The organism is Pseudomonas sp. PME37.24/025 (assembly GCF_055556615.1).
The window spans coordinates 575,187-600,779 of sequence record NZ_JBVHNK010000003.1 but is presented as its reverse complement, the minus strand read 5'-3'; the positions used below and the strand labels follow the sequence as shown (position 1 = coordinate 600,779).

Sequence of the window (25,593 nt, the reverse complement as noted above, 5' to 3'; positions counted from 1 at the left end):
TGCCCGCGAAGAACGATGACGCGTAATACCTGAAAAACCGCGGTGCATTCTTCGCGGGCAAGCCACGCTCCCACAGGATTTTCGTCGCTCAAACTTCTTAACTTCCCTCGCCAAAGCTGCTCAGCACTACTCCGAAGGCCGCGCCCGCAACCGCCGCCCAATCACATCCAGCACATCACACCCATCGCGCAATGGAATGGCGCAGAGCAGGGCGAAGTCACTGAGAATCATCGAATCGCACTCGACTGAGCCGCGCATGGATATGTTCTCAAGCACCTGGGTTACGGCACGAATTCGATAGCTGGCAGCGTCGGTCAAAACATCGAGCGGCGCGTGGGTATCGACGAACAGGGTGGGCATGTCGGTGCAATTGCTGGTGAGCGCCATGAAACGGCTTTTGGGGTGGGGCATTGGTTTTTCGTAGGGTGGGTCTGGCGTTAGCGTCGTCATTTGTAATTTCCATGAGTATGAATATGAGCTGCCAACGCACCCTCCTACAGGTTTGGGTGGCAGCCATGCGCAGGAGTAGGAGTACCGAGCACTCATGGACCTCGGCCACGCCGAAGCGTGTCCCGCGCACAGCCGCCGCGAACGATCTTACGGACACGAATTAAGCGCCGCAATCAAACGACAAAGCTGTTGCACCATGAGAGAGGGCTCCTACACCCTGCCACTGCATTCGCAGTGACAGCCAAAGACTATCGATGGAACACATTTCACACCAGTTCATGGAAACCGCTACGAGTTGAAGGAAACTTCCGACGACCTTGCCCAGAAATTTCGCTGCCTGTGAGACCGCCATCGCGGGCAAGCCTCGCGCCTAAGGAATCGAGGCTGACCGCCAAATATGGGAAGACTTCAATCCTGTAGGCAGAAAATTAGGCGCGGGGACTTTGCGGGGGATCGATCAGGAAAGAAGTCGGGAAAGGTGGAAATGGATGTAGGGCGATTCGCTGATTAACAGCGACTAAATAACGTTCAGCGAAGCGACCCTAAACCCTGCAATCGTATTGCATCTGATACATCGCGCTGGATGGTTTTACGACTGCTTCGCAGCCGAACGGGGCGATGCGTCGTTCCGACAAGCCCCCTCGCCACAGGTGCATTGCCAGCCGAGCTTTGGCTGTGACCATCCGCCACTCTGCCCTTACTGTTTCTCAACCGCAGGTGTATCGTATTCGCCTTTTGCAGGCTCCCCGCCTGTGGCTGATACGTGAGGTAGTTGAGTTCATGTCCTTTACCCGTCGCCAAATTCTCGGTGGCCTGGCCGGTCTTGTTGTCGTTGGTGTCGGAGCCGGTGGCGCGTCGCGTTACTGGCTGGGCAAAATGGCCGACGCTGACGCCGGCCACGACTATGAACTGATCGCCGCCCCGCTGGACGTCGAACTGGTAGCCGGGCACAAGACTCCCGCCTGGGCCTTTGGCCCGTCGGCGCCGGGCACTGAATTGCGCGTGCGTCAGGGCGAATGGCTGCGGGTGCGCTTCATCAACCATCTGCCGGTGGCGACCACCATTCACTGGCACGGCATCCGCCTGCCGCTGGAAATGGACGGCGTGCCGTACGTCTCGCAATTGCCGGTGCTGCCGGGCGAGTACTTCGACTATAAATTCCGCGTGCCTGATGCCGGCAGCTACTGGTATCACCCGCACGTGAACAGCAGCGAAGAGCTGGGTCGTGGGTTGGTCGGCCCGCTGATCATCGAAGAGCGCGAGCCCACCGGTTTCAAATACGAAAAGACCTTGAGCCTCAAGAGCTGGCATGTCGATGAGGAGGGCGCTTTCGTAGCGTTCAGCATTCCTCGTGAAGCGGCCCGTGGCGGTACGGCGGGGGGCTTGTCGACCATCAATGGCGTCTCGCAAGCGGTGATCGACTTGCCCGCCGGGCAGATCACTCGTGTACGGTTGCTCAACCTCGACAATACGCTGACGTACCGCCTCAACATTCCTGGCGTCGAAGCGCAGATCTACGCGCTGGACGGCAATCCGATTGAACCGCGTCCACTGGGCAAGGAATACTGGCTGGGTCCTGGCATGCGCATTTGCCTGGCGATCAAGGCACCACCGGCCGGCGAAGAGTTGTCCTTGCGCAACGGTCCGGTACGCCTGGGCACCTTCCGCTCAGTGGCCAACACCGATGCGCCGACCGAGTGGCCGCCGGCGCTGCCCGCCAACCCGGTGGCCGAGCCGGACCTGGCCAATGCCGAGAAACTCAACTTCAATTTTGAATGGGTAGGCTCGGTGTCGGTCAATGTCGAAAACGGCAAGCCGCCAAGCCTGTGGCAGATCAACGGCAAGGCCTGGGACATCACCGACAAGACCTGCGCCGATCGACCGATTGCCAAGCTCGAAAAGGGCAAAAGCTATATTTTCGAATTGAAGAACATGACTCAGTATCAACACCCGATCCACCTGCATGGCATGAGCTTCAAGGTCATTGCCTCGAACCGGCACAAGGTCATCCCGTACTTCACCGACACGTATCTGTTGGGCAAGAACGAGCGTGCGCAAGTGGCGCTGGTGGCGGATAACCCTGGGGTGTGGATGTTTCATTGCCATGTGATCGACCACATGGAAACCGGCCTGATGGCCGCCATCGAGGTGGCGTGATGCGTCAGATTCGCCCCGCGGCAATTATTGATCGTAGCCATGATCGTGATTTCATGCGCGAAGCCCTGGCCCTGGCCGCTCAAGGCGCGGCGCTGGGTGAAGTGCCGGTGGGCGCGGTGCTGGTGCAGGACGGTGAAATCATCGGTCGGGGTTTCAACTGCCCGATCAGCGGCAACGACCCGAGTGCTCACGCCGAGATGGTCGCGATCCGCGCTGCGGCTCAGGCCGCCAGCAACTATCGACTGCCGGGCAGCACGCTTTACGTGACCCTGGAGCCGTGCAGCATGTGCGCCGGGCTGATCGTGCACTCGCGGATTGCGCGGGTGGTGTATGGCGCGCTGGAGCCCAAGGCCGGGATTGTGCAGAGCCAGGGGCAGTTTTTTACCCAGGGCTTTTTGAATCACCGGGTGTTGTATGAGGGTGGGGTGTTGGCGGAGGAATGCAGCGCGGTGTTGACTGAGTTTTTCAAGGCACGCCGAGCAAAACCTTCAGAGTAAACACCGATACCTGTGGGAGCGGGCTTGCCCGCGATGGCGTCGGCACATCAAACATTGATGTTGACTGAACCACCGCCATCGCGGGCAAGCCCGCTCCCACAGGTTTATCTGGTGTTTGGGAGATCGGGGTTTTACTTGCGGGCGACGATGACCGCACGCATCGGCGCCGGCAGCCCTTCAATCGTTTTGCTGTGATCTTCCGGGTCAAGGAAGTCGCTCAACGACTGATACTTCATCCACTCCGTCCCACGCTGTTCCTCGACCGTGGTCACGCTCACATCCACGCAACGCACATCGCTGAACCCGGCGCGGCGCAGCCACAGTTCCAGCGCGGGCACTGATGGCAGGAACCACACGTTACGCATCTGCGCGTAACGGTCTTCCGGTACCAATACCTGCTGCTGATCGCCTTCGATCACCAGCGTCTCCAGCACCAGTTCACCGCCCTTGACCAGGCAATCCTTCAGCGCCAGCAAATGCTCGATCGGCGAGCGACGGTGATAGAACACGCCCATGGAAAACACGGTGTCGAAGCCTTCCAGATTGGGAGGGAGATCCTCAAAGGGAAACGGCAAGTGCCAGGCATTGGGCTCGGACAGGTACCGCTGCACGGCCTGGAACTGGCAGAAGAACAGCCAGTTGGGGTCGACGCCGATCACACTGTCGGCACCGGCGCCGAGCATGCGCCACATGTAATAACCGTTGCCGCAGCCGACATCGAGAATGCGTTTGCCTTTCAGGTCCAGGTGCGGAGCTACCCGGGACCACTTCCAGTCCGAACGCCATTCAGTGTCGACATGCACGCCGAACAGGTCGAACGGGCCTTTGCGCCAAGGCGACAAACCCATCAGTGCGGTGCGCATTTGGGCCCGGGTGTCGTCGTTGCAATCGGTGTCCAGTGTCAGACCATTCAACAAGTCGACTTCGCTTGGCTGAATCTTCGGCAACGCGTCCAGCGCGCTCTGCCAGCGTTCCAGGTCGCCGTGACCTTTTTCCATTTTCTTGTCGAGTTGCGCTTGCAGGGTGTTGGCCCATTCGGCCAGCGGAGTACCGGCCAGACGGCGGGCGAGGGGAGACAGATCAATCATGGCAAGGCAATCAACGAGGCAAAGTTAAGACACTGGAACCACGGCACGACTTTCGAGAACCCGGCGGCCAACAGGCGCTCGCGGTGTTCTTCGAGGCTGTCGGGCTTCATGACGTTTTCGATGGCGCTGCGCTTCTGGGCGATTTCCAGTTCGCTGTAGCCGTTGGCGCGTTTGAAGGCTACGTGCAGGTCGGTGAGCAGCGCGTGTTCTTCGGGGTCATTGAAGCGCAGCTTCTCCGAGAGGATCAGCGCGCCACCGGGCAACAACGATTGGCGGATGCGCGCGAGCAGCACGGTGCGCTGGTCCGGGGCGATGAATTGCAGGGTGAAGTTCAGCGCCACCACCGAGGCCGGCTGGAATTCCAGGGCAAGGATGTCGCCTTCGATCACTTCCACCGGCAACAACTCCTGGAACATCGAGTCCTGGCCGTTGAGGTATTCGCGGCAACGCTCGACCATGGCTGCGGAGTTATCCACAGCGATCACCCGGCAGCCGTCGGTGCGCACGTGACGGCGCAGGGCCTGAGTCACCGCGCCGAGGGACGAGCCCAGGTCGTAGAGCACGCTGTTGGGCTGGGCGAACTGCGCGGCGAGCACGCCGAGGTTTTCCACGATGGTCGGATAACCTGGCACCGAGCGCTTGATCATGTCCGGGAACACCCGAACCACGTCCTCGTTAAAGGCGAAGTCAGGCACCTGGGTCAAAGGCTGGGCGAAAAGGCGATCGGATTCTTTGCTCACGGCGGTTCCAGCGGCGTAGGTGGAAAAGGCCGGCATTTTAGCCAAATTGACGGGGGGATGCGCGGGTTGTCTGATAAAGCGCTGGAGTGACCTCGGCCAAAGGGGAGAAACACCGTTGTGGCGAGGGAGCTTGCTCCCGCTCGGCTGCGTAGCAGTCGTCATACCGGCTGATCGGGCGGGTCTGATAAAACTCGTTGAATGGGTTTGGGGCCGCTTCGCAGCCCAGCGGGAGCAAGCTCCCTCGCCACAGGATTCAGCGCGATTTTGGGGTGAACGCCGACGCCGCAATCCCCCATTGCCCCAGCCAGTAGCTGAGGATGATCACGTAAGGCGCGGCGTGGAATGGCATCACAAACCGGTTAATGCCAATCACACTGTCAGAAAACACAAACGCCACTGCGCCCGCCGCCGCCAGCAACGCCGAGCGTTTGGGCACGTCGGTGCCGAGTCGGGCCAGGGCGCGCCAGAGCATGGCGCTGATGGCCAGCCCATAGACGATCACCGGGATCAGCAGCGGTCCCAAGCCATTGGCAATCAGAATCCCCAGCAGCACCGCGCCCACGCTCAACGCGAGGATCAACGGCAACAGTGCCAGACGCCGGCAATCGCTTAAATAAGCCTTCAGATACGCCAAATGCGCGACCAAAAATGCCCCAAGGCCAAACACGAACAAATCCCCCGGCCATGCCAGCAACACGTCGCCGACCAGGGAGAAAATCAAACCCAGGCTGATCCAGCGCCGATAGTCACTGGGCGGTGCATCGTGCAACCAGCCGAGCAGCGCCAACACTGGCATCGGTTTGACCAGCAGGCACAGCAACGCGGCGTGCACGCTCAGGCCATACAGAAAGGTCACCGCGCCCATCAGCGCCAGAATCAGCCAACCCACGATCAGTTAACCGCGATGGCGCAGTCGAAGGTTTTTACCGCCGGTACTTCGGGGGCCCACGGCTGTGAATAAGTCAGCCGCAAGCGGCCAGTGCCGGTGGCAAAGGCCTGGAAGCGCCAGGTTGAAATGCCGGCGCTGCCGACAATCCCGGCATCTTCCGGGTTGCTATAGACCTCGGGGCTGAGCGCACGCAACACGCCACCGGCCGAATCCTGGATCGCCCAGCGATAACCCGTGGTCGGGTTGCTTGGCAGGGTCAGGATCAGGTTTTGCCCGTTGTTCAGTTGCACCGGGCATTCGCTTTGTTTTTCCACGGTCACGTTCTGTTTCGATTGCGTGGCGCAAGCGCTCAGCAGGGCGAGGGCGAGGGGGATAAACAGGCGGGTGGGGGACATAAGATCAGTGGCTCCGGCATTCACGACGAACGGCGAGCATAACTGAAGATGAGACAAAGTGTGACAGCCAGACCGGGATGGCCGTGAGGGATGGTGTAGTCAGTGCCGACGTCATCGCGGGCAAGCCCGCTCCCACAGGGATTGCGATAAACCTGTGGAAGCGGGCTTGCCCGCGATGGCGGCGGTGCAGGCACTACATAACTATCAGAACAATATCTTCGCCACATCCGCAAAGCGCTTGGCAAAGTGCACGGTAATCCCTTCCTTCAGATAATCCGGCAACTCTTCAAAGCTTCCACGGTTTGGTTCCGGCAGGATCAACTCGAAAATCTTCTGCCGCCGCGCTGCAATCACCTTCTCTCGCACGCCGCCAATCGGCAGTACATGTCCGGTCAGCGTCAGTTCACCGGTCATGGCCACGCCTTTTTTCGGCGACTGGTTGCGGGCGAGCGAGAGCAGGGCGCTGGCCATGGTCACGCCGGCGCTCGGGCCGTCTTTCGGCGTGGCACCTTCCGGTACGTGAAGGTGGACGAAGGCTTCGTCGAAGAACGTCGGATCGCCGCCAAATAGCTTCAGATTGGAGCTGACGTAGCTGTAGGCAATTTCTGCCGATTCTTTCATCACCTCCCCCAATTGCCCGGTGAGTTTGAAGCCTCGGTTGAGGGTGTGAATGCGCGTGGCTTCAATCGGCAAGGTCGCGCCGCCCATGCTGGTCCATGCCAGCCCGGTGATCACGCCAATGCCGGACAGCACTTGCTCGTTGCGGAATACTGGTCGGCCGAGGGAGGCTTCCAGGTCTTTCGGGCCGAGTTTGATCACTGCTTTCGGCTCGTCGAGCAGCTTCATCACGGCCTTGCGCACCAGTTTGCCGAGGTTTTTTTCCAGCTGCCGCACCCCGGCTTCTCGGGCGTAGCCGTCGATCAAGGCTTTCAATGCGTTGTCGCTGATGCTCAGGCTACCCTTGGATACGCCGGCTTTCTCAAGCTGTTTCGGCCACAGGTGACGCTTGGCGATCGCGACTTTCTCTTCGGTGATGTAACCCGACAGGCGAATCACTTCCATCCGGTCCAGCAACGGGCCGGGAATCGAGTCCAGGGTATTGGCGGTGCAGACGAACAGTACTTTCGACAGGTCCAGACGCAAATCGAGGTAGTGGTCGAGGAATTCGACGTTCTGTTCCGGATCGAGTGTTTCCAGCAGCGCCGAGGCGGGGTCGCCCTGGTAGCTCTGGCCCATTTTGTCGATCTCGTCGAGCATGATCACCGGGTTCATCACTTCGACGTCTTTCAACGCGTGGACGAGTTTGCCCGGTTGCGCGCCGATGTAGGTGCGGCGGTGGCCCTTGATCTCGGCTTCGTCGCGCATGCCGCCGACGCTGAAGCGATAGAACGGCCGGCCGAGGGATTCGGCGATGGACTTGCCGACGCTGGTCTTGCCCACGCCCGGTGGGCCCACCAGCAACACGATGGAGCCGCTGATCTCGCCTTTATAGGCACCGACAGCGAGGAATTCGAGGATGCGGTCCTTGATGTCATCGAGGCCGGCGTGGTGTTTGTCCAGCACCTTGCGCGCATGTTTGAGGTCGAGTTTGTCCTCGCCGTACACGCCCCATGGCACCGAGGTCGCCCAGTCGAGGTAGTTGCGGGTCACCGCGTATTCCGGTGAACCGGTCTCGAGGACCGACAGTTTATTCATTTCCTCTTCGATGCGTTTCTGCGCCTGGGGCGGCAACACCTTGCCCGTCAGACGTTGCTCGAACTGCTCGATGTCGGCGCTGCGGTCGTCTTTGGTCAGACCCAGCTCTTGCTGGATGACCTTGAGTTGTTCCTTGAGGAAGAACTCGCGCTGATGCTCGCCGATCTTGCGGTTGACTTCGGCGGAGATTTCTTTCTGCAGGCGCGCGACTTCGACTTCCTTGCGCAGCATCGGCAGGACTTTTTCCATGCGCTTGAGCATCGGCACGCAGTCGAGCACTTCTTGCAGCTCGCTGCCCGTGGCCGAGGTCAGCGCGGCGGCGAAGTCGGTCAGCGGTGATGGATCATTGGGGCTGAAGCGGTTGAGGTAGTTCTTCAGCTCTTCGCTGTACAGGGGGTTGAGCGGCAGCAGTTCTTTGATCGCATTGATCAGCGCCATGCCGTAGGCCTTGACCTCGTCGGTTGGCTCGGTGGGCTGATGCGGGTATTCGACTTCCACCAGGTACGGCGGGCGATGGTGTTTGAGCCAGGTTTTGATGCGCACCCGGGTCAGGCCTTGGGCGACGAATTGCAGTTTGCCGTTTTCGCGACTGGCGTGGTGCACTTTGACCAGGGTGCCGTATTCCGGCAGGGCTTTGGTGTCGAAGTGGCGCGGATCTTCCTGGGGAGCGTCCATGAAGAACAGGGCCAGGGAGTGGTGATCGGATTGGCTGACCAGTTCGAGGGTTTCGGCCCACGGCTCTTCGTTGACGATCACCGGCAGTACTTGCGCCGGGAAGAAGGGCCGGTTGTGGATCGGGATGATGTAGACCTTGTCCGGCAGGTTCTGGCCAGGCAGGGCGAGGCCTTTGCCGGTGGAGTGGTGTTCGGCGTTATCTGTTTCGGCGTATTCGCTCGGGTCTTCGGGGAATTCTTGCTGGTCGGTCATGGGGCACCTGCGCAATAGGGTATGGGTCTTAGATGGGGCAGGTGGGGGGTGGTTTCAATGACGGGGGATATTTCTGGGTGTTTGTTCAGGGTTTGTACAGTTCGTAGATTGCCTGTGAGGCTGGTTCAAAACAGATGATGCTCCAACTGTCTCGGTCCATCGCCCGCCTGATCGAAGATCCATTGTTCAACCCCTGGCAGTATGCGCAACGCCGTAAAAACAGCTGAGGCATCTTGCGATGTACACAGCACATGCACGTTGGGGCCTGCATCTACCGTTGCGCACACCTGTAACCCTTCGCGCCGCAGTTGTCGAACCCGCTCCAGAATCTGCAGCGTCGCCGGTTGCCAGTAGAAAATCGGCGGCTGCGAGGTCATGGCGATCATGTGCATCTCCACGGCTTCGCGCTCCACGGTATCGGCCAATGTGTTGAAGTCACGATTCAGGATGGCTTCGCGCAGGGAGCCCAGCCGTTCGGGCAACAGGCTCAGACGGGTCGAGTAAAAAGGGCTGCTGGCAGCGAGGTGATGGCCCTGGCGGGAGCTGATGTTTTTATGCTCGGCATCAACGACGGCGATCAAGTCATGCAGTGGCCAGTGTTGCGCGGGTGCGAACTGTTCTGCAGGGCCTTCCGGTTGTCCAGGACGTCCTGGCCACTGCACGAACCCTCCCATGACTGAGCGCGCTGCCGAGCCGGAGCCGGACAAACGCGCCAGTTGGCTGAGTTCGGGGCTATTCAGCGATTGCCCACAGCGCAAGGCGAACGCCAGTGCCAGCGCACTGAACCCGGATGCCGATGAGGCAATGCCCGCACCGGTCGGGAAGCTGTTGACGGTTGCTATGCGCAATGGCTGCCAATCGTCGAAGTGCTGGCGCAATTGCAATAGATGCTGCTCGATCCCGAGGCGCATGGAAGCGTGTGCCGGTAACAGTGAGCCGCTGGCAGTTTTCCACAGTACTTCATCGCACGTACCGCTCGTCTGCGGCGATAACGTGCAATAGCTGACGCATTGGTTCAGGGTCATGGAGAGTGAAGCATTGTTGGGTAGTGTCCGCTGCGCATCACTCATGCCCCAGTATTTGATCAGCGCAATATTGCTGGGTGAGGAGACACTTACCTTATTCATCCTTCGCTGACCTGCAAACCATCGACTGCCAGTGGCGCGTGGATTCTGCGAAATTGCGCCAGTTCCGGTCGCGCAGGTGCGCCGATCACCAAGAGCGCGCCAGCCTGGTCTCCCGAGAGCGCACCGGCGCCGCAGATTTTTGCGGCACCACCGGCCCTTTCGATCGCCCGAATGACCTTGGCGATTTTCCTGGGTACCACGCCAAGGCACTCTAGCGCGTCTTCATAGTCGCGCAGCAACTGCTTGAGCGTTTCGGGCATCAGGACGGGTCGCTGCAACAGTGTTCGAAAGCGTTCAGTACTGTGACGCATGCTTTCCAGCAACGGATTATCGGGGCCTTCGAGCCGGTGACGGGTGGCGGCGATGATGTGTCCCGTACTCTCGCGAGCAGCACCTGTGTCGTAGATCTCAACGTCGCGCAATTGCAGCCACGCCGCACTTTTGGGCCAGGAAATCAGCTTGAAACTGCCGTCCTCCATGGGGCGCCGCTCCACTGTCGAACCCAGCAGGCTGGTGTTGTGATCAATCCCCGACGGTTGGCCGTGCTGGTAGCGTTCAATATTCATTGCCAAGGGCTCCAAAGGGTGCTGTTGCGGTTTCAGATTGAAGAAACGCAGCAGCGCCGCCGCCAGGCTGATGGCCAATGCTCCCGAACTGCCGAAGCCAGCCCTGGAGGGAATACTCGATTCCACCTTGAGAGAAAAACCTCGCCAGTCTTCAGGGGCGAGCCTGAGCAGGAGTTCACCGATGGCGCATTTGATCAGATGATCGGCATCGGCCCCTTCAGCGTAAGTAAAAGCCTGCGCGCCCGATTGGCGCGCGCACCCCGCGTAGGCGAGCAGGGTTTGAAACGTGTAATACCGATGAAGGTTAAGGTCGGGCAGCTGCAACGCTATCTGCTTGTCCTCTCGCGCTCGCACCTGAATGTTGCAATACAGGCCCAGTGAAGTGGCAATGGCAGGGCAACCGTGCAGCACGGCGTGCTCGCCCATCAGAATTATTTTGCCGGGAGCGCGCGCCTGGATGATCGCTGATGTCATTGTTCAGCGACCCAGTTGCACATGGGCTTTGACCAGGTGATGAGACGCCTGGGCGGCCATGATCGACAGTTCGCCCGCCAGCACTAACGCGCCAAGTACTTCCGCCAGGCGCAGGGTGTCCACGCCGGGTGCCTTATGGCCAGGCACGATCCCCATCAAGGCCAGTGCTTCTCGTTGGGTACTCAGGCCGGTGCCACCGCCGATAACCCCAAGCGGTGTGTCGGGTAGCAGTACCGACGCATAGATGGCCCCGTGTTCCCGTGCCTCGATGCACGTAATACCCATGGCGCTTTCCGCCACTTGGGCAACGTCTTGTCCGGTGGCGATGAAGAAGGCTGCGAGAATATTGGCGTGATGTGCGTTACAGCCGATGGCCCCCGCCATGGCCGAACCGAGCAAGTTTTTCCGGTACTGGACCTCACACAGCGATATGGCATTGGTTTTCAGGATGTCGCGCACGATATCGGCGCTCAGGTGGGCTTCGGCATAAATGCGTTTTCCCCGACCGTTGAGGAAGTTAACCATCGCTGGTTTTTTGTCGGTGCAGTAATTGCCCGAGATGCTGATGCAGGGTACGCCCGTTGCGGGGCTAATCAGTTGAGAGATGGCCCGGTCGCAAGCGATGCTCGCCATATTCATGCCCATTGCATCGGCGCTTTTGAAGCGAAAACGCAGATAGATCGTGCAGCCAACCGTAGCGGGTGCGATGTCCTGCAAAGTCAGGTGGTGGCTGTCCTGCTCGCACAATTGTTTGATCTCGTCGTAGTGGGTTTGTACCCACGCCAGGAAAGCCTGAGTCTGGATGATGCCGCTGGAGCGAAAGACCGGTGCTCGAGTAATCCCCACATCCTCGACCCGGACCACCGCACCTCCGGCAGCACGCAACGCGCTGCATCCCCTGGAAACACTGGCGATCAACGCGCCTTCGGTGGTGGCGAGTGGTGCATAAACCGGTTCTCGAGCGGTGATGGCCTGACCATTCACCAGTAAGGGGCCGGCGACCCCCACGGGAATCTGAATGGCACCGATAAAGTTCTCGCACCTGGCGGGCTGTGCATCGAAGGTGTAGTCACCGATCGTGCCGAGCGGCGATCCAGTGATACGTTGCAAAGCCTCACGCCGCACGAGGGATGCTTCCTTTCGTGACAGGGTCGCAGGCAACTGGTGCAGGCCGATTTCACCCTTGATCAACGCCTCTATCCAGTGAGTGCCAAATGGGGTGAGGGACATGGCAGGCTCCAAAGATCAGCAGGCGCGAACGGTTGTGCGCGTACTGTCGATCTTCCCTAGGGGCGGTGAGGACAGCTACTGTCATTGTTGTCAGTTTTTTAGATCGATTGGTTATTGAGTCTTTGTGAATTCGGCTGGACCGTTTGCGTGTAGGCGCTGAGCTTGCTCCTACAGGGGATTAGCGGTGTGGCGCGGGTTTTGGCACGTCGAGGCTATCCAGCACTCGGTTTGCCGTGATCTCCGCCAGCATGATGTTGTTTGAAATACCCCGCAGGGCATTACGCGACCCACCGTCCAGATGGTCCACCAGGTGATGGACCATCACATCGACCGAGGCCAATGTTTCGACCAGAAAAACCACCAGGGTTTCGGTCGTGGCCTCTGAGTCCACTGTGAACAGGGTGCTGGGCGTGCGGGGTGGCTTTGATGTCGGCAATCGACGGGAAGTGGAAGTCGAGGGCGCGCTCGGCGGCTTCGCTGAGTTTGTTTGAATCGACGGATTCGTAGGGGGAAACGTCGTCGGTTTCGGGGGGATTCGGGGTTTCTTTGATCATGGTGAAGCTCCATTCGAAGAAAGGGAGTTCGCCACGACTGCGACCAAGCAGATGGGTGGCAAACCGTACGCAGGTTGGTCGACCAGGGAATGGAACCCGGCAGGGCCGAGGCCCTCCCACGCACAGCTCGCCATGAAGCAAGCACGAAAAGTGCGCCATTCTAAACTTGGGCAACCAAACCCGGTCGCTGAATTTGCAGCGACGGGCGAAGCCTATCTCCCGGCCTTCTGACGCGACAACCGATAGAGGTTGTCGGAATTCTCCTTCAGAACAGCCAAATCTGTAGGACGTACGCTCGGATTCTCCAGGCCAACCTCGATCCAATGCGGGAGTGGGCTTGCTCGCGAAGGCTGTTTAACATCCAGCATTGATGTTGACTGGCACACCGCTATCGCGAGCAGGCTCGCTCCCACATTTTGTTCGGTGGTGTGGCAACAAAAATGGCACCCATAAAAAAGGCGACCCCCTCACAGGAGTCGCCTTTCCTTTAACCGCCGCTAAAACTTATTCCGACAGTTTGTACGCAATCACATAGTCACCCTGTTTGGTGCCCAGCGATCCGTGACCGCCAGCAACAACGAGCACGTATTGCTTGCCGTCTTTACCGGTGTAGGTCATCGGTGTGGTTTGCGCGCCTGCTGGCAGGCGGCCTTCCCACAGTTGCTTGCCGTTTTTCACGTCGTAGGCGCGCAGGTACTGGTCAAGGGTGCCGCTCAGGAAACCAACGCCGCCAGCAGTGACGAAGGTGCCGCCCAGGCTAGGCACGCCCATGCTCAGCGGGATCGGAACCGGCGAGCTGTCGCGCACGGTGCCGTTTTTGTGTTTCCAGATGATTTTGCTGGTGGTCAGGTCGACCGCTGTCACGTAACCCCAGGCCGGTGCCTGGCACGGCAGGCCCAGTGGCGAGAGCAGGGGTTCGAGGATGACGCCGTATGGCGCGCCTTTGTTTGGCTGTACGCCTTCGGTTTCGCTTTTGCGCGGGCCTTGGGCAGCGATTTCGGCGGCCGGGATCATTTTCGATTTGAACGCCATGTAGTCCGGGTTCATGAAAGCAATCTGACGCACCGGGTCAACCGAGATGCCGCCCCAGTCGAACACGCCGAAGTTGCCTGGATACACGATCGAACCTTGCAGCGATGGCGGCGTGAACGGGCCGTCGTAGCGCATGGATTTGAAGTCGATCCGGCAGATCAGTTGGTCGAACGGGGTGACGCCCCACATGTCGCGTTCTTTCAGCGGCGGTGGCATCAGGTTCAGGTCGGATTTCGGCTGGGTTGGCGAAGTGTGATCACCTTCGACAGCACCTTGTGGCACCGGCACTTCGTTGATCGGCACGATCGGCTGACCATTGCTGCGGTCCAGCACGTAGATGCTGCCTTGCTTGGTGGACGCGAGCACCGCCGGTTTCACACCGTCTGCGGTTTTCAGGTCCATCAGGGTTGGCTGGCCACCCACGTCCATGTCCCACAGGTCATGGTGGGTGAACTGGAAGTGCCAGCGCACCTTGCCGGTGGCGATGTCCAGCGCGGTCAGGCCGGCGGCGTGCAGTTCCGATTCAGGGGTACGCGCGCCACCGAACTGATCCGGGGTCTGGTTGCCCATCGGCAGGTAGAGCATGCCGAGTTTTTCGTCGACGCTGAACATGGACCACATGTTCGGCGAGTTGCGGGTGTAGGTTTTGCCTTCGGCAATCGGCGTGGTGTCGTCCGGGTTGCCGCTGTCCCAGTTCCACACCAGTTTGCCGGTGTGCACGTCGAACGCACGGATCACGCCGCTTGGTTCGTCGGTAGAAACGTTGTCGGTGACGTGGCCGCCAATCACCACCAGGTCTTTGGTGACCGCCGGTGGCGAAGTGGAGTAGTAACCGCCGGCGGTGAAGCCGCCGATGTTGGCTGTCAGGTCAACCTGGCCACCGTTGCCGAAGTCTTCGCACATTTTGCCGGTGTCGGCATTCAGGGCGATCAGACGGGTGTCGGCGGTCGGCAGGAAGATCCGGCGCGGGCAGACGCTGGTCACTGGCGCATTGGCAGTGCCGGTCGGGCTCTGCTCGGAGGCGTAGGCGGCGTCATCGTGATAGGTCACGCCACGGCAGGTCATGTGCGCCCAACCCTTGAAGTTCGCCGCGTTCTGCGTGGAGAGCTTCGGATCGAAACGCCAGAGTTCCTTGCCGGTGTCCGGGTCCAGCGCGATCACCTGGCTGTGCGGCGTGCAGACATAGAGCATGCCGTTGGCTTTGAGCGGGGTGTTTTCGGCGGTGGTTTCGCCCGGGTCGTTCGGGCCAGGCAGGTCGCCGGTGCGGTAGGTCCAGGCGGGCACCAGTTTGCTGACGTTCTGTGGCGTGATTTGCGCCAGTGGCGAGTAACGATCGCCATGGGCGCTGCGGCCGTAGGAGTTCCAGTCGCCATCGGGCATGGCCGGGGCGGTGTTGGTCATGCCAGGCACGGCGTCGCGATCCAGTTCGCCTTTGATTTCACCCGGGTTGGTGAACAGGCTGGCCAGCGCGGCGATACCGGCGATGACCACGGCAGCGCTCAGCACGCCGGTGCCGACCGGGTTGAACTCGCCGGTACGCAATGGGCGACGAAACCATGGCAGCAGCATGACGATGCCGAGGGTAAAGAGCAGCGCCAGACGTGGCACCAGTTGCCACCAGTCCAGACCGACTTCCCACAGTGCCCAGACCGTACTGGCGAACAGCACCACCGCGTACAGGCTCAGCGCTGCATAACGGTCGGCCAGCAGCAGCCCCCCGGTCAGCATCAGGCCGATACCGGCCAGCAGGTAATACAGCGAGCCGCCGAGCATGCTCAGCTTGATCCCCCCGGCCAGCAAGGCCAGGCCCATTAGTAGAAGCACGATACCGAGCAGGCTCGGCAGCAGACGGCTTCGACTGAAAGCACCATCAGCGCTCATAGTGTGGTTCTCCGTGACATTTTAAGTAGTCCCGCGCAAGTTCACTGTAGATGACGATCTGGCGCGGGCAGGGTTCAGTTAAGAAAGGTGTGCGGTTAATGCAATCCCTGTGGGAGCTGGCTTGCCTGCGATGACGGTGTGTCAGTTGGCAAAAGTGTCGGCTGACCCACCGCTATCGCAGGCAAGCCAGCTCCCACAGGTCTTGTGGTTTTAATTAGAAAGACGACTGGATCTTGATCCCGCCAATCAGCGCGTCATCGACCTTGTCCACGCCACCGGGGTGGCGGATGTATTGCAGGTTCGGGCGCACGGTCAGCCAGTTCGTGACGTGCACGCCGTAATAGAGTTCGGCGCTGTATTCGGTGTCTTGCGGCGGCAGGAACGATGGGTCGTCGTAGTCGAAGACGGCGCGGGCCTGATTGGTGGCCTCGGCGTTCTTGCGATAGGCCGGGTTGACGTGGACACGGGCCAGGGCGAAACCGATATCGTCTCTGGCGCGGGCATCGAACAAGCCTTTGTAGACGACGCCGGCCTGGACGTAGTTGTCGATGGCGTTGGTCTTTTTGTCGTGCATCGTGCCGTTGGCGAACACGCTCAACCCGCGTGAGTTGTCACTGGCGCGGCTGGTCAACTGCTGCTGGATACCGAGCCACACGCCGTGCTTGCTCGATGCGCTGCGATAAGCCTCGCCACTCAGCGCGGCTGGCTGGCCGTTGCTGTCCTTATAGACATCGGTGGCCTTGGCATTGCTGTAGTAATAACCGGCACGGTATTCACCCGGCAGGCCGTTGAATTTCGGAGTCCAGACCAATTCCACTGGCAGAATTGCGCCCTGAGTGCCGCTGCCGCTGAGTTTGAAGCCGTTGTCGCGATCAAGGTTGGACGGGTTTTGTTCATAGACGCCGACTTGCGCGTACAGCTCCGGCGTCAGGTGATATTTAACGCGCATCGCCCACTGGCTGACCGGCCAGTTGTACCAGATGCCACCGACCCAGTTGCCGACCTGGGAGCCGCAGAACGCCAGGTTCTGGAAGTCGCAGGGGAAGCTGTTGAAGTCTTCGCCCTCGCCGAAGCGACCGACTTTGATGTCGAGCTTCTGATCGAAGAATTTCTGCTGATACCACATCTGCGTCAGGCGCCAGGTCTGGCCACGGCCCCAGACTTCCTGAGCCGAGGTGAAACCGCCGACCCGCGGATCGTTGATCCGGTCGTTGCTGATGTTGTTGCCATTGCGCTCGGTGATGGTCAGCTGAAATTCAGCGTCGTCCCAGCCAAGAATCTTCTGCAAGTCCAGATGGGTGCCAAAGCCGAACTGATCGCTATAGCGCGCGGTGCGGTCGTGATCGTAGCCACCGTGCAGATTGCTGCCCATTTCACCGGTGTAATCGACCTTGAAGTCGTAGCCCTTTTCCGAAAGTTCGGTACGAGTGCCGTTCCAGTCGCCGAGCATCCACGGCGAATCGCTATCGAATGCCGGTGCAGCCTGGGTACAGGTGGCGAGGCTCAATGCGGTGAACCCACCGATCAGGTTCAGGGCTTTTCGACTGGTCACAGGGAGCAAGACAGCGCTGTCTCGCGAAGTATGAAAATCAGGCATAGAGAAGAAATTCTTGGTCTTTTTTCTAAAGGGGGGGACTGAACGCAGCGGGATGAAGCAGGGGGAGAAGCGTTTCAGCAGGACGGGCGTAAGGATAATGTCCTGTAACACATAGAGAAAGGGCTTTTATTGACATGGATCATTTCGGATTTGGTAACAGTTGGCTGCGACCTGTCGCCGCAGTATCTGGCCGTGCAAAAAAAGGGCGGACTAAAGCGTCCGCCCCGCCTGTTTCAGTGCCGTCAAGTCAATAGATAGACCGGGAAGCATTCACACAAATGCATCACCCGTCGGCGGACTTTTTCCAGCAGTACCGCATTGGTCGGTTGCTCAAGCAGATCGGCAATCAGGTTGGCCACTTCGGCGCATTCGGCTTCACCGAAGCCCCGTGTGGTCAGGGCAGGTGTGCCAATGCGAATGCCGCTGGTGATCGCAGGTTTTTGCGGATCTTCGGGAATCGTGTTCTTGTTCAAGGTGATGTGGGCACTTTCAAGCAACGCCTCGGCCTCTTTGCCGGTGATGTTCTTCGCGCGCAGATCGAGCAGGAACATGTGGCAGTCGGTGCCCCCTGACACCACCCGCAGGCCTCGCCGCGTAAGGATGTCCGCCATGGTCCTGGCGTTGTCGATGACGCGTTGCTGATAGTGCTTGAACTCATCACCGAGGGCTTCGTTGAACGCCACGGCCTTGGCGGCGATGACGTGCATCAGAGGCCCGCCCTGATAAACCGGGAATATCGTCTTGTCGAGCAGCGCCGCGTATTCGCGTTTGGCCAAAATCAGGCCGCCCCGTGGGCCGCGCAGGGTTTTGTGCGTGGTCGACGTGACGAAGTCGGCGATGCCAACCGGCGAGGGGTACAGGCCGGCTGCGACCAGCCCGGCGTAGTGCGCCATGTCGACCATCAGGTAGGCCCCGATTTCATCGCAGATGTTGCGAAAACGCTGGAAGTCGATGGTCCTGGAATACGCCGAGGCACCCGCAATGATCATCTTCGGTCGGTGTTCCCGGGCCAGGGCTTCCATCTGGGCGTAGTCGAGGGTTTCGCTGGATTTTTCCAGACCGTAAGCGTACGCGGTGTAGAACTTGCCGGAGAAGTTTACCGAGGCGCCATGGGTCAGGTGCCCGCCATGGGCCAGGGACATGCCCAGGAGGGTGTCGCCGGGGTTGAGCACCGCAAGAAACACCGCCTGATTGGCTTGCGAGCCAGAGTGCGGCTGGACGTTGGCGTAGTCGCATCCAAACAATTTGCAGGCGCGTTCGATGGCGAGGCTTTCAATTTCGTCGACCACTTTACAGCCACCGTAATAGCGCTTGCCCGGGTAGCCTTCGGCGTACTTGTTGGTCAGAACCGAACCCTGGGCTTCCAGCACTTCTTCGCTGACGTAGTTTTCCGAAGCGATCAGCTCCAGATGGGTTTCCTGACGGTTGCGTTCACGGCTGATCAGGCGGGCGATGACAGGGTCGAAATTGTGCAGGCTCATGGAGTCATTCCTTGGATAAGTGCTTCGGTCACGGAGGCTGGCGCGAGATACGGTGATGCGTGTGACAGTCCGCCGCCGACCACAATGGAGTCGTAACGAACGGTCATGGTCGGCTGCCCTCGGTGACGGCGGTGGCTTTGCTTTGCCTGGTGCAGGTCAGTACGAAATGCGCCACGAGTCCGAAGATCAGCCCCCAGAATGCAGCGGCCAGCCCCAGGAAACTCATGCCCGAGGCGGTGACCAGGAAGGTGATCAGCGCCGCTTCACGTTGCTTCTCGTCAGCCATGGCACCGGTCAGCCCGGCGCTGATCGCCCCGAACAGGGCCAGGCCGGCGAGGGAGGCAATCAGCTCTTTGGGCAAGGCAGAAAACACCGAAGCCAGGGTCGCGCCGAAGGTGCCCATCAGAATGTAAAACACCCCGCAGGCAATTCCGGCGATGTAACGCTTGTCGCGATCTTCATGGGCTTCGCGGCCGGTGCAGATCGCGGCGGTGATGGCCGCGAGATTGAAGCCATGGGAGCCGAATGGCGCCATCAAGATTGAACCGATGGCCGTGACCGAAATAATCGAGCGCGCCGGGGTGTTGTAGCCCGAGGTGCGCATCACCGCCATGCCCGGCACGTATTGCCCGGTCAGGGTGACCAGGGCCAGCGGCAGGCCGATATTGATGATCGCGTGCCAGCTCCACTGCGGGGCGATGAAGATCGGGTGGGCGACATCGATGCTGATCGATCCGCTGTTGAGTTCGCCGAACGAGGCCGCCACGGCGCAGCCGACAATCAATACCGACAGGATGGCGTAGCGCGGTGAAAAGCGTTTGAAGATCAGGTACGCCGCGATCATCGACAGCACCAGCGCCGGCTGCAGCTTGATCGAGGTGAAGAGTTCGGCACCGAAACGAAACAATATGCCGGCGAGCATGGCGGCGGCGATGGCTTTGGGCAGGCGGCTCATCAGTTTATCGAACGCGCCGGACAGGCCGACCACCGCGATAATCACCGAAGCCACCACATAGGCGCCGATGGCCTGGGGCAGGGAGACCGTGGGCAGCATCGACACCAGCAACGCAGCCCCCGGTGTCGACCAAGCCGTAATCACCGGAACCCGCAGACGCCAGCTCAACAACAGGCCGGTCACGCCGCTGCCGATGGAAATGGCCCAGATCCAGGACGACACCTGATCATTGGGCAGGTGTGCTTCCCGAGCCGCCTGAAACACGATGATCAGCGGGCCGGCATAGGAAATGATCACGGCGATGAAGCCTGCGATGATCGCTGACAGGGATAGATCCTTTCTGAGTGTGTCCATGATGTCTCGACTTGGCGTGGCTGGCACGTGGTGATTCAGGCGTGTGATTGAGTCGATTGATTCGATTCGAGATGAGTGTATTTGAATGAATTGAGTTGATTCAATAGCGCGAAGGGCTAAGAGGAGATGTTTTTTTGTTAGTCGTGTTTATTTGTCAGCTTTTTTTAAGTTAACTATTTGATTGTTAAGAGAATAATATTCGCGTTTGGAATTTTGTACGAAAAGGCCTGCTCGATCCAATCGTCGCATCAATCGACTCAATCCGTCGATTGGGTCGATTTATAAGTTGCCTAACTTCCCTGTGATATGCTCGGATATTCATCATTTCTACGATGGGTAGCGATCATTCATGTGGGTTCCTCAGCTAAACGAGTTCGGCCAGCCGATGTATTTGTCGATTGCCGACGCGTTGGCGCGCGATATCAGCAATGGCGTGTTGAACGAAGGTGATCGTCTGCCGACCTTGCGGGAACTGGCCACCACGCTGAATGTCACGCCGGGTACCATCAGCCGGGCCTATAGCGAAGCCCAACGGCGGCGCTTGGTGCAGGGGGAAGTGGGGCGTGGCACTTATGTGCTCAACCAGAAGCAACTGGAGTTGCCGGCCAGCAACAATGCCGCCCCGCTGAATCTGGGGCAGTCCGAATTATTGGATCTTTCGATCATCAAGCCTTACAGCGAAACCCTGGAATACTGGTTGCGCGACGCATTGGTGGGCATGGCCAAGAGCACGGATTTTGCCCGTGCCCTCGATTACGCCCCCGATGGCGGGCATCCGGCTCATCGCGAGGCGGGTGCGCAGTGGCTGCGCCATTCATTGCCCGATGCGCAATGGCAGCAAGTGGTGATCACCGCAGGCGCGCAGCATGGTTTGATGGTCGCGATGAGTGCGCTGACCAACGCCGGTGATCTGGTGCTCTGCGAGGCGCTTTGTTACCCCGGCATCATTTCCCTGGCCCATGGTCTGGAACGACGTCTGCGTGGCGTGCCAATGGACGATGAAGGCATCATTCCCGAAGCGTTGCGCGAACTGTGCCAACGTGAGAAACCGGCGATGCTGGTCTGTGTGGCGACCTGCCAGAACCCGACGGCCGCGATCATGTCGCAAAAGCGTCGGGCGCAAATCGCGGCGTTGGCCGAGGAGTTCGACTTCATCATCCTGGATGATGACATCTACGGTTTTCTGGCCACCGACCCATCGATCAAACCGCTGTCGGCGTTCGCGCCGGATCGTTCGGTGTACCTCACCAGCCTGTCGAAGTCGATCATGCCGGCCTTGCGGATCGGCTATCTCTATAGCCCGCCGAAACTGTTGTCGCGCCTGACCTCGATGGTGCGCAGCAGCGTCTGGATGCCGTCGCCGTTGACCGCCCAGTTGGCCAGCAACGTGATCACGCAGGGGTTGGACAAAAAGCTGATCCGTATTCAGCGCAACGAAGCCGCCGGGCGGCAAGCGATCGCTCAGGAAATATTCGCTAATTTCGAACTCAAGACCCAGCCGTATTCCTACCACATCTGGTTGACGCTGCCCGAGCCCTGGACCAGCGACGAATTCACCATGCTGGCCCGTGCCAATGGCGTGTTGGTCCTCAGTGGTACCCAGTTCCAGGCCGAACGTAGCGGAATGACCCGCTGCGTGCGTTTGGTATTGATGTCGCCCACCAGTCAGGACGAATTGAGATTTGCCCTGACCAAGCTGGCCAGCCTGATCGATTCGGACCCGCGACGTTACTACTGAGCCGACGGCGCTATCGCCTGACGTTTTCCTCAGAGGCTGTCCAACTCGCCTACAGTTAATTCAGCCTCTGACGAATGCCCTTGTCCGAGGCCCTTCCACTGCACGAAGGGCTCCGCTAAGGTGCGCGGCTTCCAATCCTTTCATCGCTCGAAGGCCCGGCATGACCGAACAGAACACCAACCCGCTGCATGGCGTGACGCTGGAACAGATCCTCAACGCCCTGGTTGAACACTACGAATGGTCGGGGTTGGCCGAGCGTATCGATATCCGCTGCTTCAAGAGTGACCCGAGCATCAAGTCGAGCCTGACATTCCTGCGCAAAACCCCATGGGCGCGGGAGAAGGTCGAACGCCTGTACATAAAGCTGATGCGCACCAAGCGACCGGTCTGAGCATGGTCATACCCTCGACGCCAGGTTCTGCCGTGAGGCGTCGTTGTGTTGCCGTGGCCGCGGTTTTGGGCTGGGTGGGTTTGAGCATTCAGATGTACCTGATTCTCTACTCACGCTGGAGTGTTGCAGCCAGTCTGCTGGGTGGGCTGGTGAGTTTCTTCAGCTTTTTCACCGTGCTGACCAACACGCTGGTGGCGGTGGTGCTGACCTGTGAGCTGACGTCCCGCGAGTCTGCGGCGCGGCGCTGGTTTTTGCAGCCGTGGGTGAGTGGCGGGATTGCAGTGAGCATCGCCGTGGTCGGTGTGGCGTACAGCCTGTTGTTGCGCCACTTGTGGCATCCCGAAGGCTGGCAATGGCTGGCCGATGAGCTGATGCATGACGTCATGCCGCTGCTGTTTCTGGTTTATTGGTGGTGCTGTGTGCCCAAAGGCACGTTGCGGTTGCGGCACATTGCGCTGTGGGTGATCTATCCGCTGGTGTACTTCGGTTATGCGTTATGGCGCGGGCATCTGTTGGCGGTTTATCCCTATCCGTTTATTGATGTGGACAAACTGGGTTATCCACAGGTGTTTGTGAATGCAGGGGGATTGTTGGCGGGGTTTGTGCTGATTGCGCTGCTGGTGATTGGATTGGATCGGTGGCGCGCGGATCGGCAGTGAACACTGACTGTGGCGAGGGAGCAAGCTCCCTCACCACAAAAAGCATGCAATCACAGTGTTGCGGTCATTCCTCGTCACTGTCATCCAGTCGCCAGTAGCCGACAGCCTTCACAAACTGCTCGTTCAGACCGTGCTCATCGAGCAATACCCGGCGGATCTGCCGCGACACTTTGGACTCAGTCGCTACCCACGCATACAGATTGCCATCGGGCACCTCGATCTGTTGCACGGTGGTCAGCAGGTTATTCCTGCCACCTTCACGCAGTACCCAGATCACATCGACCTGTGCGGCACTTTCCAGGCGTTGTTGTTCGGCGCCGTTTTCCACTTCCACGATCACCAGCGCACGCCGATTGGCAGCCAGGCTTTCGAGGCGGCGGGCGATGGCGGGCAGGGCGGTTTCGTCGCCGATCAGCAGATAACTGTCGAAGATGTCCGGCACGATCATCGAGCCCCGCGGCCCGCCGATATGCAGAAACTGGCCAGGTTTGGCCTGCTCGGCCCAGGTCGAGGCAGGGCCATCGCCGTGCAGCACGAAGTCGATGTCCAGCTCCAGGGTGTCCAGGTCATAACGACGCGGCGTGTAGTCGCGCATCGCGGGCATCGGCCCGTTGTCCTTGCCGGCACCGAGTACCAGGGTTTCCAGCGCCGCGTGTTCCGCAGCGTTTTGCGGGAACAGCAGTTTGACGTGGTCGTCCGTTCCGAGGCTGACGAAGCCAGCCAGCTCTGGGCCACCCAGGGTAATCCTGCGCATACGCGGGGTCAGGTCGACCACTCGCAGTACTTCCAGACGACGGCGCTTGATCTCGTGGCTGACACGGTGAATGGATTGGGATGGCACGATAACGTCGGTCATTCGGCGTTCTCCTGAACGGGTTGAGCGACGGTTTGAGAAGGGGGGCCGTCGACGATGGCTTTGGCCGTATTGTTGAGCAGATCACGTACCCGCAGAATTTCTTCCGGGCTCCAGCGACCATGGTGCATTTGCAAGGCATGGCGCAGGTTGTGCACCGCTTCGTGAATTTCGGCGGGGCGGTCATGGCCGCGCAACGAGCGCTTGCTGACGTCGATACGCATGCGCACGCCGTCCAGGGCAATCGCTTGTTCACTTAAAGACAGACGTCCGGCGTCGGTGATGCTGTAGCGTTTTTTCCCGCCCTCGGCATCGCCCAGAATCATTTCGCTTTCTTCAAGGAAAGTCAGCGTCGGGTAGATCACGCCGGGACTGGGGCTGTAGGCGCCGTCGAACATGCTTTCGATCTGGCGGATCAGGTCATAGCCATGGCACGGCTGTTCGGCGATCAGCGCCAGCAACAGCAATTTCAGGTCGCCGGGGGCGAACACCCGTGGCCCGCGTCCACCGCGCTCGCGGCCGGGTCCTGGGCGTTTTTCGAAGCCGTCGCGGCCATCGCCGTGTTCGCGGTGAGGGGAATGATGGTCTCTCATTTTTGCTTGCTCTCGTCGTGTTTAGATATAACTTAAGATATATCTTAAGTCTGGATCAAGGCACTTTTCATGCGAGGCGACCGTATGCCGACGAGCGGTGAGATAGCAGAATGACCGGAACCCATCGAAAAACCCTACCACCTGCCCAATGCCGGTCAGTCAAGGACTTGAATACTGCAACCCCTGTGGGAGCGAGCCTGCTCGCGATAGCGGCGGATCAGCCAACATTGACGCTGAATGTATCGCCGTCATCGCGAGCAGGCTTGCTCTCACAAGTTTTGCACCTTAACTGACTGGCATTGATCACCTGCCTCTCTTTCCTTCGAATACCCAGCCAGTGAAGAATCTTGAAGTTATTACTCTAAAATTTTCGGGTCTTATATTTTAAAAGTCTTCAAAGTCCTGTGCTAAACGGCTGGAACTACTGTCTGGTTTTTTCAATAAAACTGTATGTAGGGCGTAACTTACAGTCATTGTTTTATATTTTGATTTTTTGCGGTTTTGTCTTTCTGGTCATGAGGTTGTTGAACTACGAACTCATAGGAAGTTGCCTGCTTACTTTCCAGATCGATAAGTCGATCATGCCCCGGCGTTGAAAGCGCACGGCCACCGGCCTTAACGGCTATGAGCTGTCTGAACTTTCAATGGACCGATCCTTTAAAAGAAAACAGGTACTGAATGATGTTCAAGAAATTTGCAATCGCTGCCCCACTGGCTGTTCTGGCTCTCCAATCCTCCATGGCTTTCGCCGCGGGCGAGGCTGCTCACTCGATCAATCTCATCGCTCACGTGCCAACCAACGGCTTCTATGTGGTGCCAACCGACCCTGATCTGGTCAACAAGGATCAGGACATGAGCTACCGGCCAGCCACTGGCAAGATGGGAGAAGTCAATGGTTTCTTCGACGTGCGCAACAATAACGGCTCGGTTCACGCCAGTCTGGAAAGTGCACCTAAATTGATCTCCGGTGGTCGGTCGATTGATTTGAAAGTCGAGTTCAATAACAAGGAGCTGACCCTCACTCCACAACTGGTCGTGGGTGAAGCCGAATCTGATACTAATTACCGCGCACCGCTGAAGATCTCTGCCAAGGGGACTAACTTCCAGCCGGGCGACTACACCGGTGTGGTCGCAATGACCTTCGACGCCGTTGTTCCGGTCGTTACGCCTTGATAGAGCCTCAAGGCAACAAACGCTAACTGCTCAAGTGGCGTTACCCGGCGGACAACCCAACCGGCCTGTCCGCCGGACTCCAACCCGTTCGTAACCA

21 protein-coding genes and 1 pseudogene are annotated in these 25,593 nt (G+C 59.2%); 6 read left to right on the top strand and 16 right to left on the bottom strand.

All coding sequences use genetic code 11. The annotated features are described in order from the left end of the window. Positions 1-126 precede the first annotated feature (126 nt). A complete protein-coding gene (locus ACZ3HH_RS08690; protein ID WP_465804019.1) occupies positions 127-450 on the bottom strand; it encodes a hypothetical protein in 324 nt (107 codons plus the stop codon). Between the two features lie 780 nt (positions 451-1,230). On the opposite strand from ACZ3HH_RS08690, the gene ACZ3HH_RS08685 reads away from it, so the two are divergent. Both ACZ3HH_RS08685 and tadA read left to right on the top strand, forming a co-directional pair. Then, the gene (locus tag ACZ3HH_RS08685) at positions 1,231-2,607 is read left to right on the top strand and encodes a multicopper oxidase family protein (protein WP_429545690.1); all 1,377 of its coding nucleotides are present in this window, start codon (positions 1,231-1,233) and stop codon (positions 2,605-2,607) included. Next, positions 2,607-3,104 carry a tRNA adenosine(34) deaminase TadA gene (gene tadA / locus ACZ3HH_RS08680; protein WP_465804017.1) on the top strand — a complete coding sequence of 166 codons (498 nt, stop codon included), beginning with the start codon at positions 2,607-2,609 and terminating at the stop codon, positions 3,102-3,104. Before ACZ3HH_RS08685 ends, tadA begins: the two co-directional genes overlap by 1 nt. A 131-nt stretch (positions 3,105-3,235) precedes the next feature. Here the strand turns inward: tadA and cmoB are convergent, their stop codons facing one another. The 13 genes and pseudogenes from cmoB to ACZ3HH_RS08615 form a co-directional block, all read right to left on the bottom strand. Continuing rightward, positions 3,236-4,192 (bottom strand): tRNA 5-methoxyuridine(34)/uridine 5-oxyacetic acid(34) synthase CmoB, encoded by a 957-nt coding sequence (cmoB, locus tag ACZ3HH_RS08675; protein ID WP_465804015.1) that lies wholly within the window; start codon positions 4,190-4,192, stop codon positions 3,236-3,238. Next, the gene (gene cmoA, locus ACZ3HH_RS08670; RefSeq protein ID WP_465804014.1) at positions 4,189-4,968 is read right to left on the bottom strand and encodes a carboxy-S-adenosyl-L-methionine synthase CmoA; all 780 of its coding nucleotides are present in this window, start codon (positions 4,966-4,968) and stop codon (positions 4,189-4,191) included. The genes cmoB and cmoA overlap by 4 nt, the downstream gene beginning before the upstream one ends. A 217-nt stretch (positions 4,969-5,185) precedes the next feature. Further along, positions 5,186-5,821, bottom strand: coding sequence for a lysoplasmalogenase (locus ACZ3HH_RS08665; protein ID WP_465804012.1), 636 nt, complete (start codon positions 5,819-5,821; stop codon positions 5,186-5,188). A 2-nt stretch (positions 5,822-5,823) separates the two neighbouring features. Continuing rightward, positions 5,824-6,216 (bottom strand): protease inhibitor I42 family protein, encoded by a 393-nt coding sequence (locus ACZ3HH_RS08660; protein ID WP_448093907.1) that lies wholly within the window; start codon positions 6,214-6,216, stop codon positions 5,824-5,826. A 204-nt stretch (positions 6,217-6,420) separates the two neighbouring features. Then, complete coding sequence (gene lon / locus ACZ3HH_RS08655; protein ID WP_465804010.1) at positions 6,421-8,838, bottom strand: endopeptidase La; 2,418 nt, start codon at positions 8,836-8,838, stop codon at positions 6,421-6,423. Positions 8,839-8,963: 125 nt separating this feature from the next. After that, positions 8,964-9,965 carry a diphosphomevalonate decarboxylase gene (gene mvaD / locus ACZ3HH_RS08650; protein ID WP_465804009.1) on the bottom strand — a complete coding sequence of 334 codons (1,002 nt, stop codon included), beginning with the start codon at positions 9,963-9,965 and terminating at the stop codon, positions 8,964-8,966. Continuing rightward, complete coding sequence (locus tag ACZ3HH_RS08645; RefSeq protein WP_465804008.1) at positions 9,962-11,005, bottom strand: mevalonate kinase family protein; 1,044 nt, start codon at positions 11,003-11,005, stop codon at positions 9,962-9,964. The genes mvaD and ACZ3HH_RS08645 overlap by 4 nt, the downstream gene beginning before the upstream one ends. A 3-nt stretch (positions 11,006-11,008) precedes the next feature. Next, positions 11,009-12,235: a hydroxymethylglutaryl-CoA reductase gene (locus ACZ3HH_RS08640; protein ID WP_465804006.1), complete on the bottom strand. Its 1,227-nt coding sequence runs from the start codon at positions 12,233-12,235 to the stop codon at positions 11,009-11,011. Positions 12,236-12,413: 178 nt separating this feature from the next. Beyond that, positions 12,414-12,789: pseudogene (locus tag ACZ3HH_RS08635) on the bottom strand (DUF6124 family protein). Between the two features lie 504 nt (positions 12,790-13,293). Then, a complete protein-coding gene (locus ACZ3HH_RS08630) occupies positions 13,294-15,702 on the bottom strand; it encodes a glucose/quinate/shikimate family membrane-bound PQQ-dependent dehydrogenase (protein WP_465804005.1) in 2,409 nt (802 codons plus the stop codon). Positions 15,703-15,916: 214 nt separating this feature from the next. Beyond that, complete coding sequence (locus ACZ3HH_RS08625; protein WP_465804004.1) at positions 15,917-17,299, bottom strand: carbohydrate porin; 1,383 nt, start codon at positions 17,297-17,299, stop codon at positions 15,917-15,919. A 242-nt stretch (positions 17,300-17,541) separates the two neighbouring features. Then, positions 17,542-18,780 carry a serine hydroxymethyltransferase gene (glyA, locus tag ACZ3HH_RS08620; RefSeq protein WP_465804003.1) on the bottom strand — a complete coding sequence of 413 codons (1,239 nt, stop codon included), beginning with the start codon at positions 18,778-18,780 and terminating at the stop codon, positions 17,542-17,544. Between the two features lie 103 nt (positions 18,781-18,883). Beyond that, positions 18,884-20,089: a benzoate/H(+) symporter BenE family transporter gene (locus ACZ3HH_RS08615; RefSeq protein ID WP_465804001.1), complete on the bottom strand. Its 1,206-nt coding sequence runs from the start codon at positions 20,087-20,089 to the stop codon at positions 18,884-18,886. Between the two features lie 349 nt (positions 20,090-20,438). On the opposite strand from ACZ3HH_RS08615, the gene ACZ3HH_RS08610 reads away from it, so the two are divergent. The 3 genes from ACZ3HH_RS08610 to ACZ3HH_RS08600 all read left to right on the top strand — a co-directional run bounded on the left by ACZ3HH_RS08610 (position 20,439) and on the right by ACZ3HH_RS08600 (position 22,877). Beyond that, positions 20,439-21,827: an aminotransferase-like domain-containing protein gene (locus tag ACZ3HH_RS08610; protein WP_465803999.1), complete on the top strand. Its 1,389-nt coding sequence runs from the start codon at positions 20,439-20,441 to the stop codon at positions 21,825-21,827. 160 nt (positions 21,828-21,987) lie between these two features. Further along, a complete protein-coding gene (locus ACZ3HH_RS08605; RefSeq protein WP_465803997.1) occupies positions 21,988-22,218 on the top strand; it encodes a VF530 family protein in 231 nt (76 codons plus the stop codon). A gap of 2 nt (positions 22,219-22,220) precedes the next feature. Further along, on the top strand, positions 22,221-22,877 hold the full coding sequence (locus ACZ3HH_RS08600) for a Pr6Pr family membrane protein (protein ID WP_465803996.1): 657 nt from the start codon (positions 22,221-22,223) through the stop codon (positions 22,875-22,877). A gap of 64 nt (positions 22,878-22,941) precedes the next feature. Here the strand turns inward: ACZ3HH_RS08600 and ACZ3HH_RS08595 are convergent, their stop codons facing one another. After that, complete coding sequence (locus ACZ3HH_RS08595; protein ID WP_465803994.1) at positions 22,942-23,733, bottom strand: siderophore-interacting protein; 792 nt, start codon at positions 23,731-23,733, stop codon at positions 22,942-22,944. Next, positions 23,730-24,323, bottom strand: coding sequence for a PadR family transcriptional regulator (locus ACZ3HH_RS08590; RefSeq protein WP_465803992.1), 594 nt, complete (start codon positions 24,321-24,323; stop codon positions 23,730-23,732). Before ACZ3HH_RS08590 ends, ACZ3HH_RS08595 begins: the two co-directional genes overlap by 4 nt. A gap of 681 nt (positions 24,324-25,004) precedes the next feature. Between ACZ3HH_RS08590 and ACZ3HH_RS08585 the strand changes: the two genes are divergently transcribed. Then, positions 25,005-25,496, top strand: a complete 492-nt coding sequence (locus ACZ3HH_RS08585) for a CS1 type fimbrial major subunit (RefSeq protein ID WP_465803991.1) — start codon at positions 25,005-25,007, stop codon at positions 25,494-25,496. Positions 25,497-25,593 lie beyond the last annotated feature (97 nt).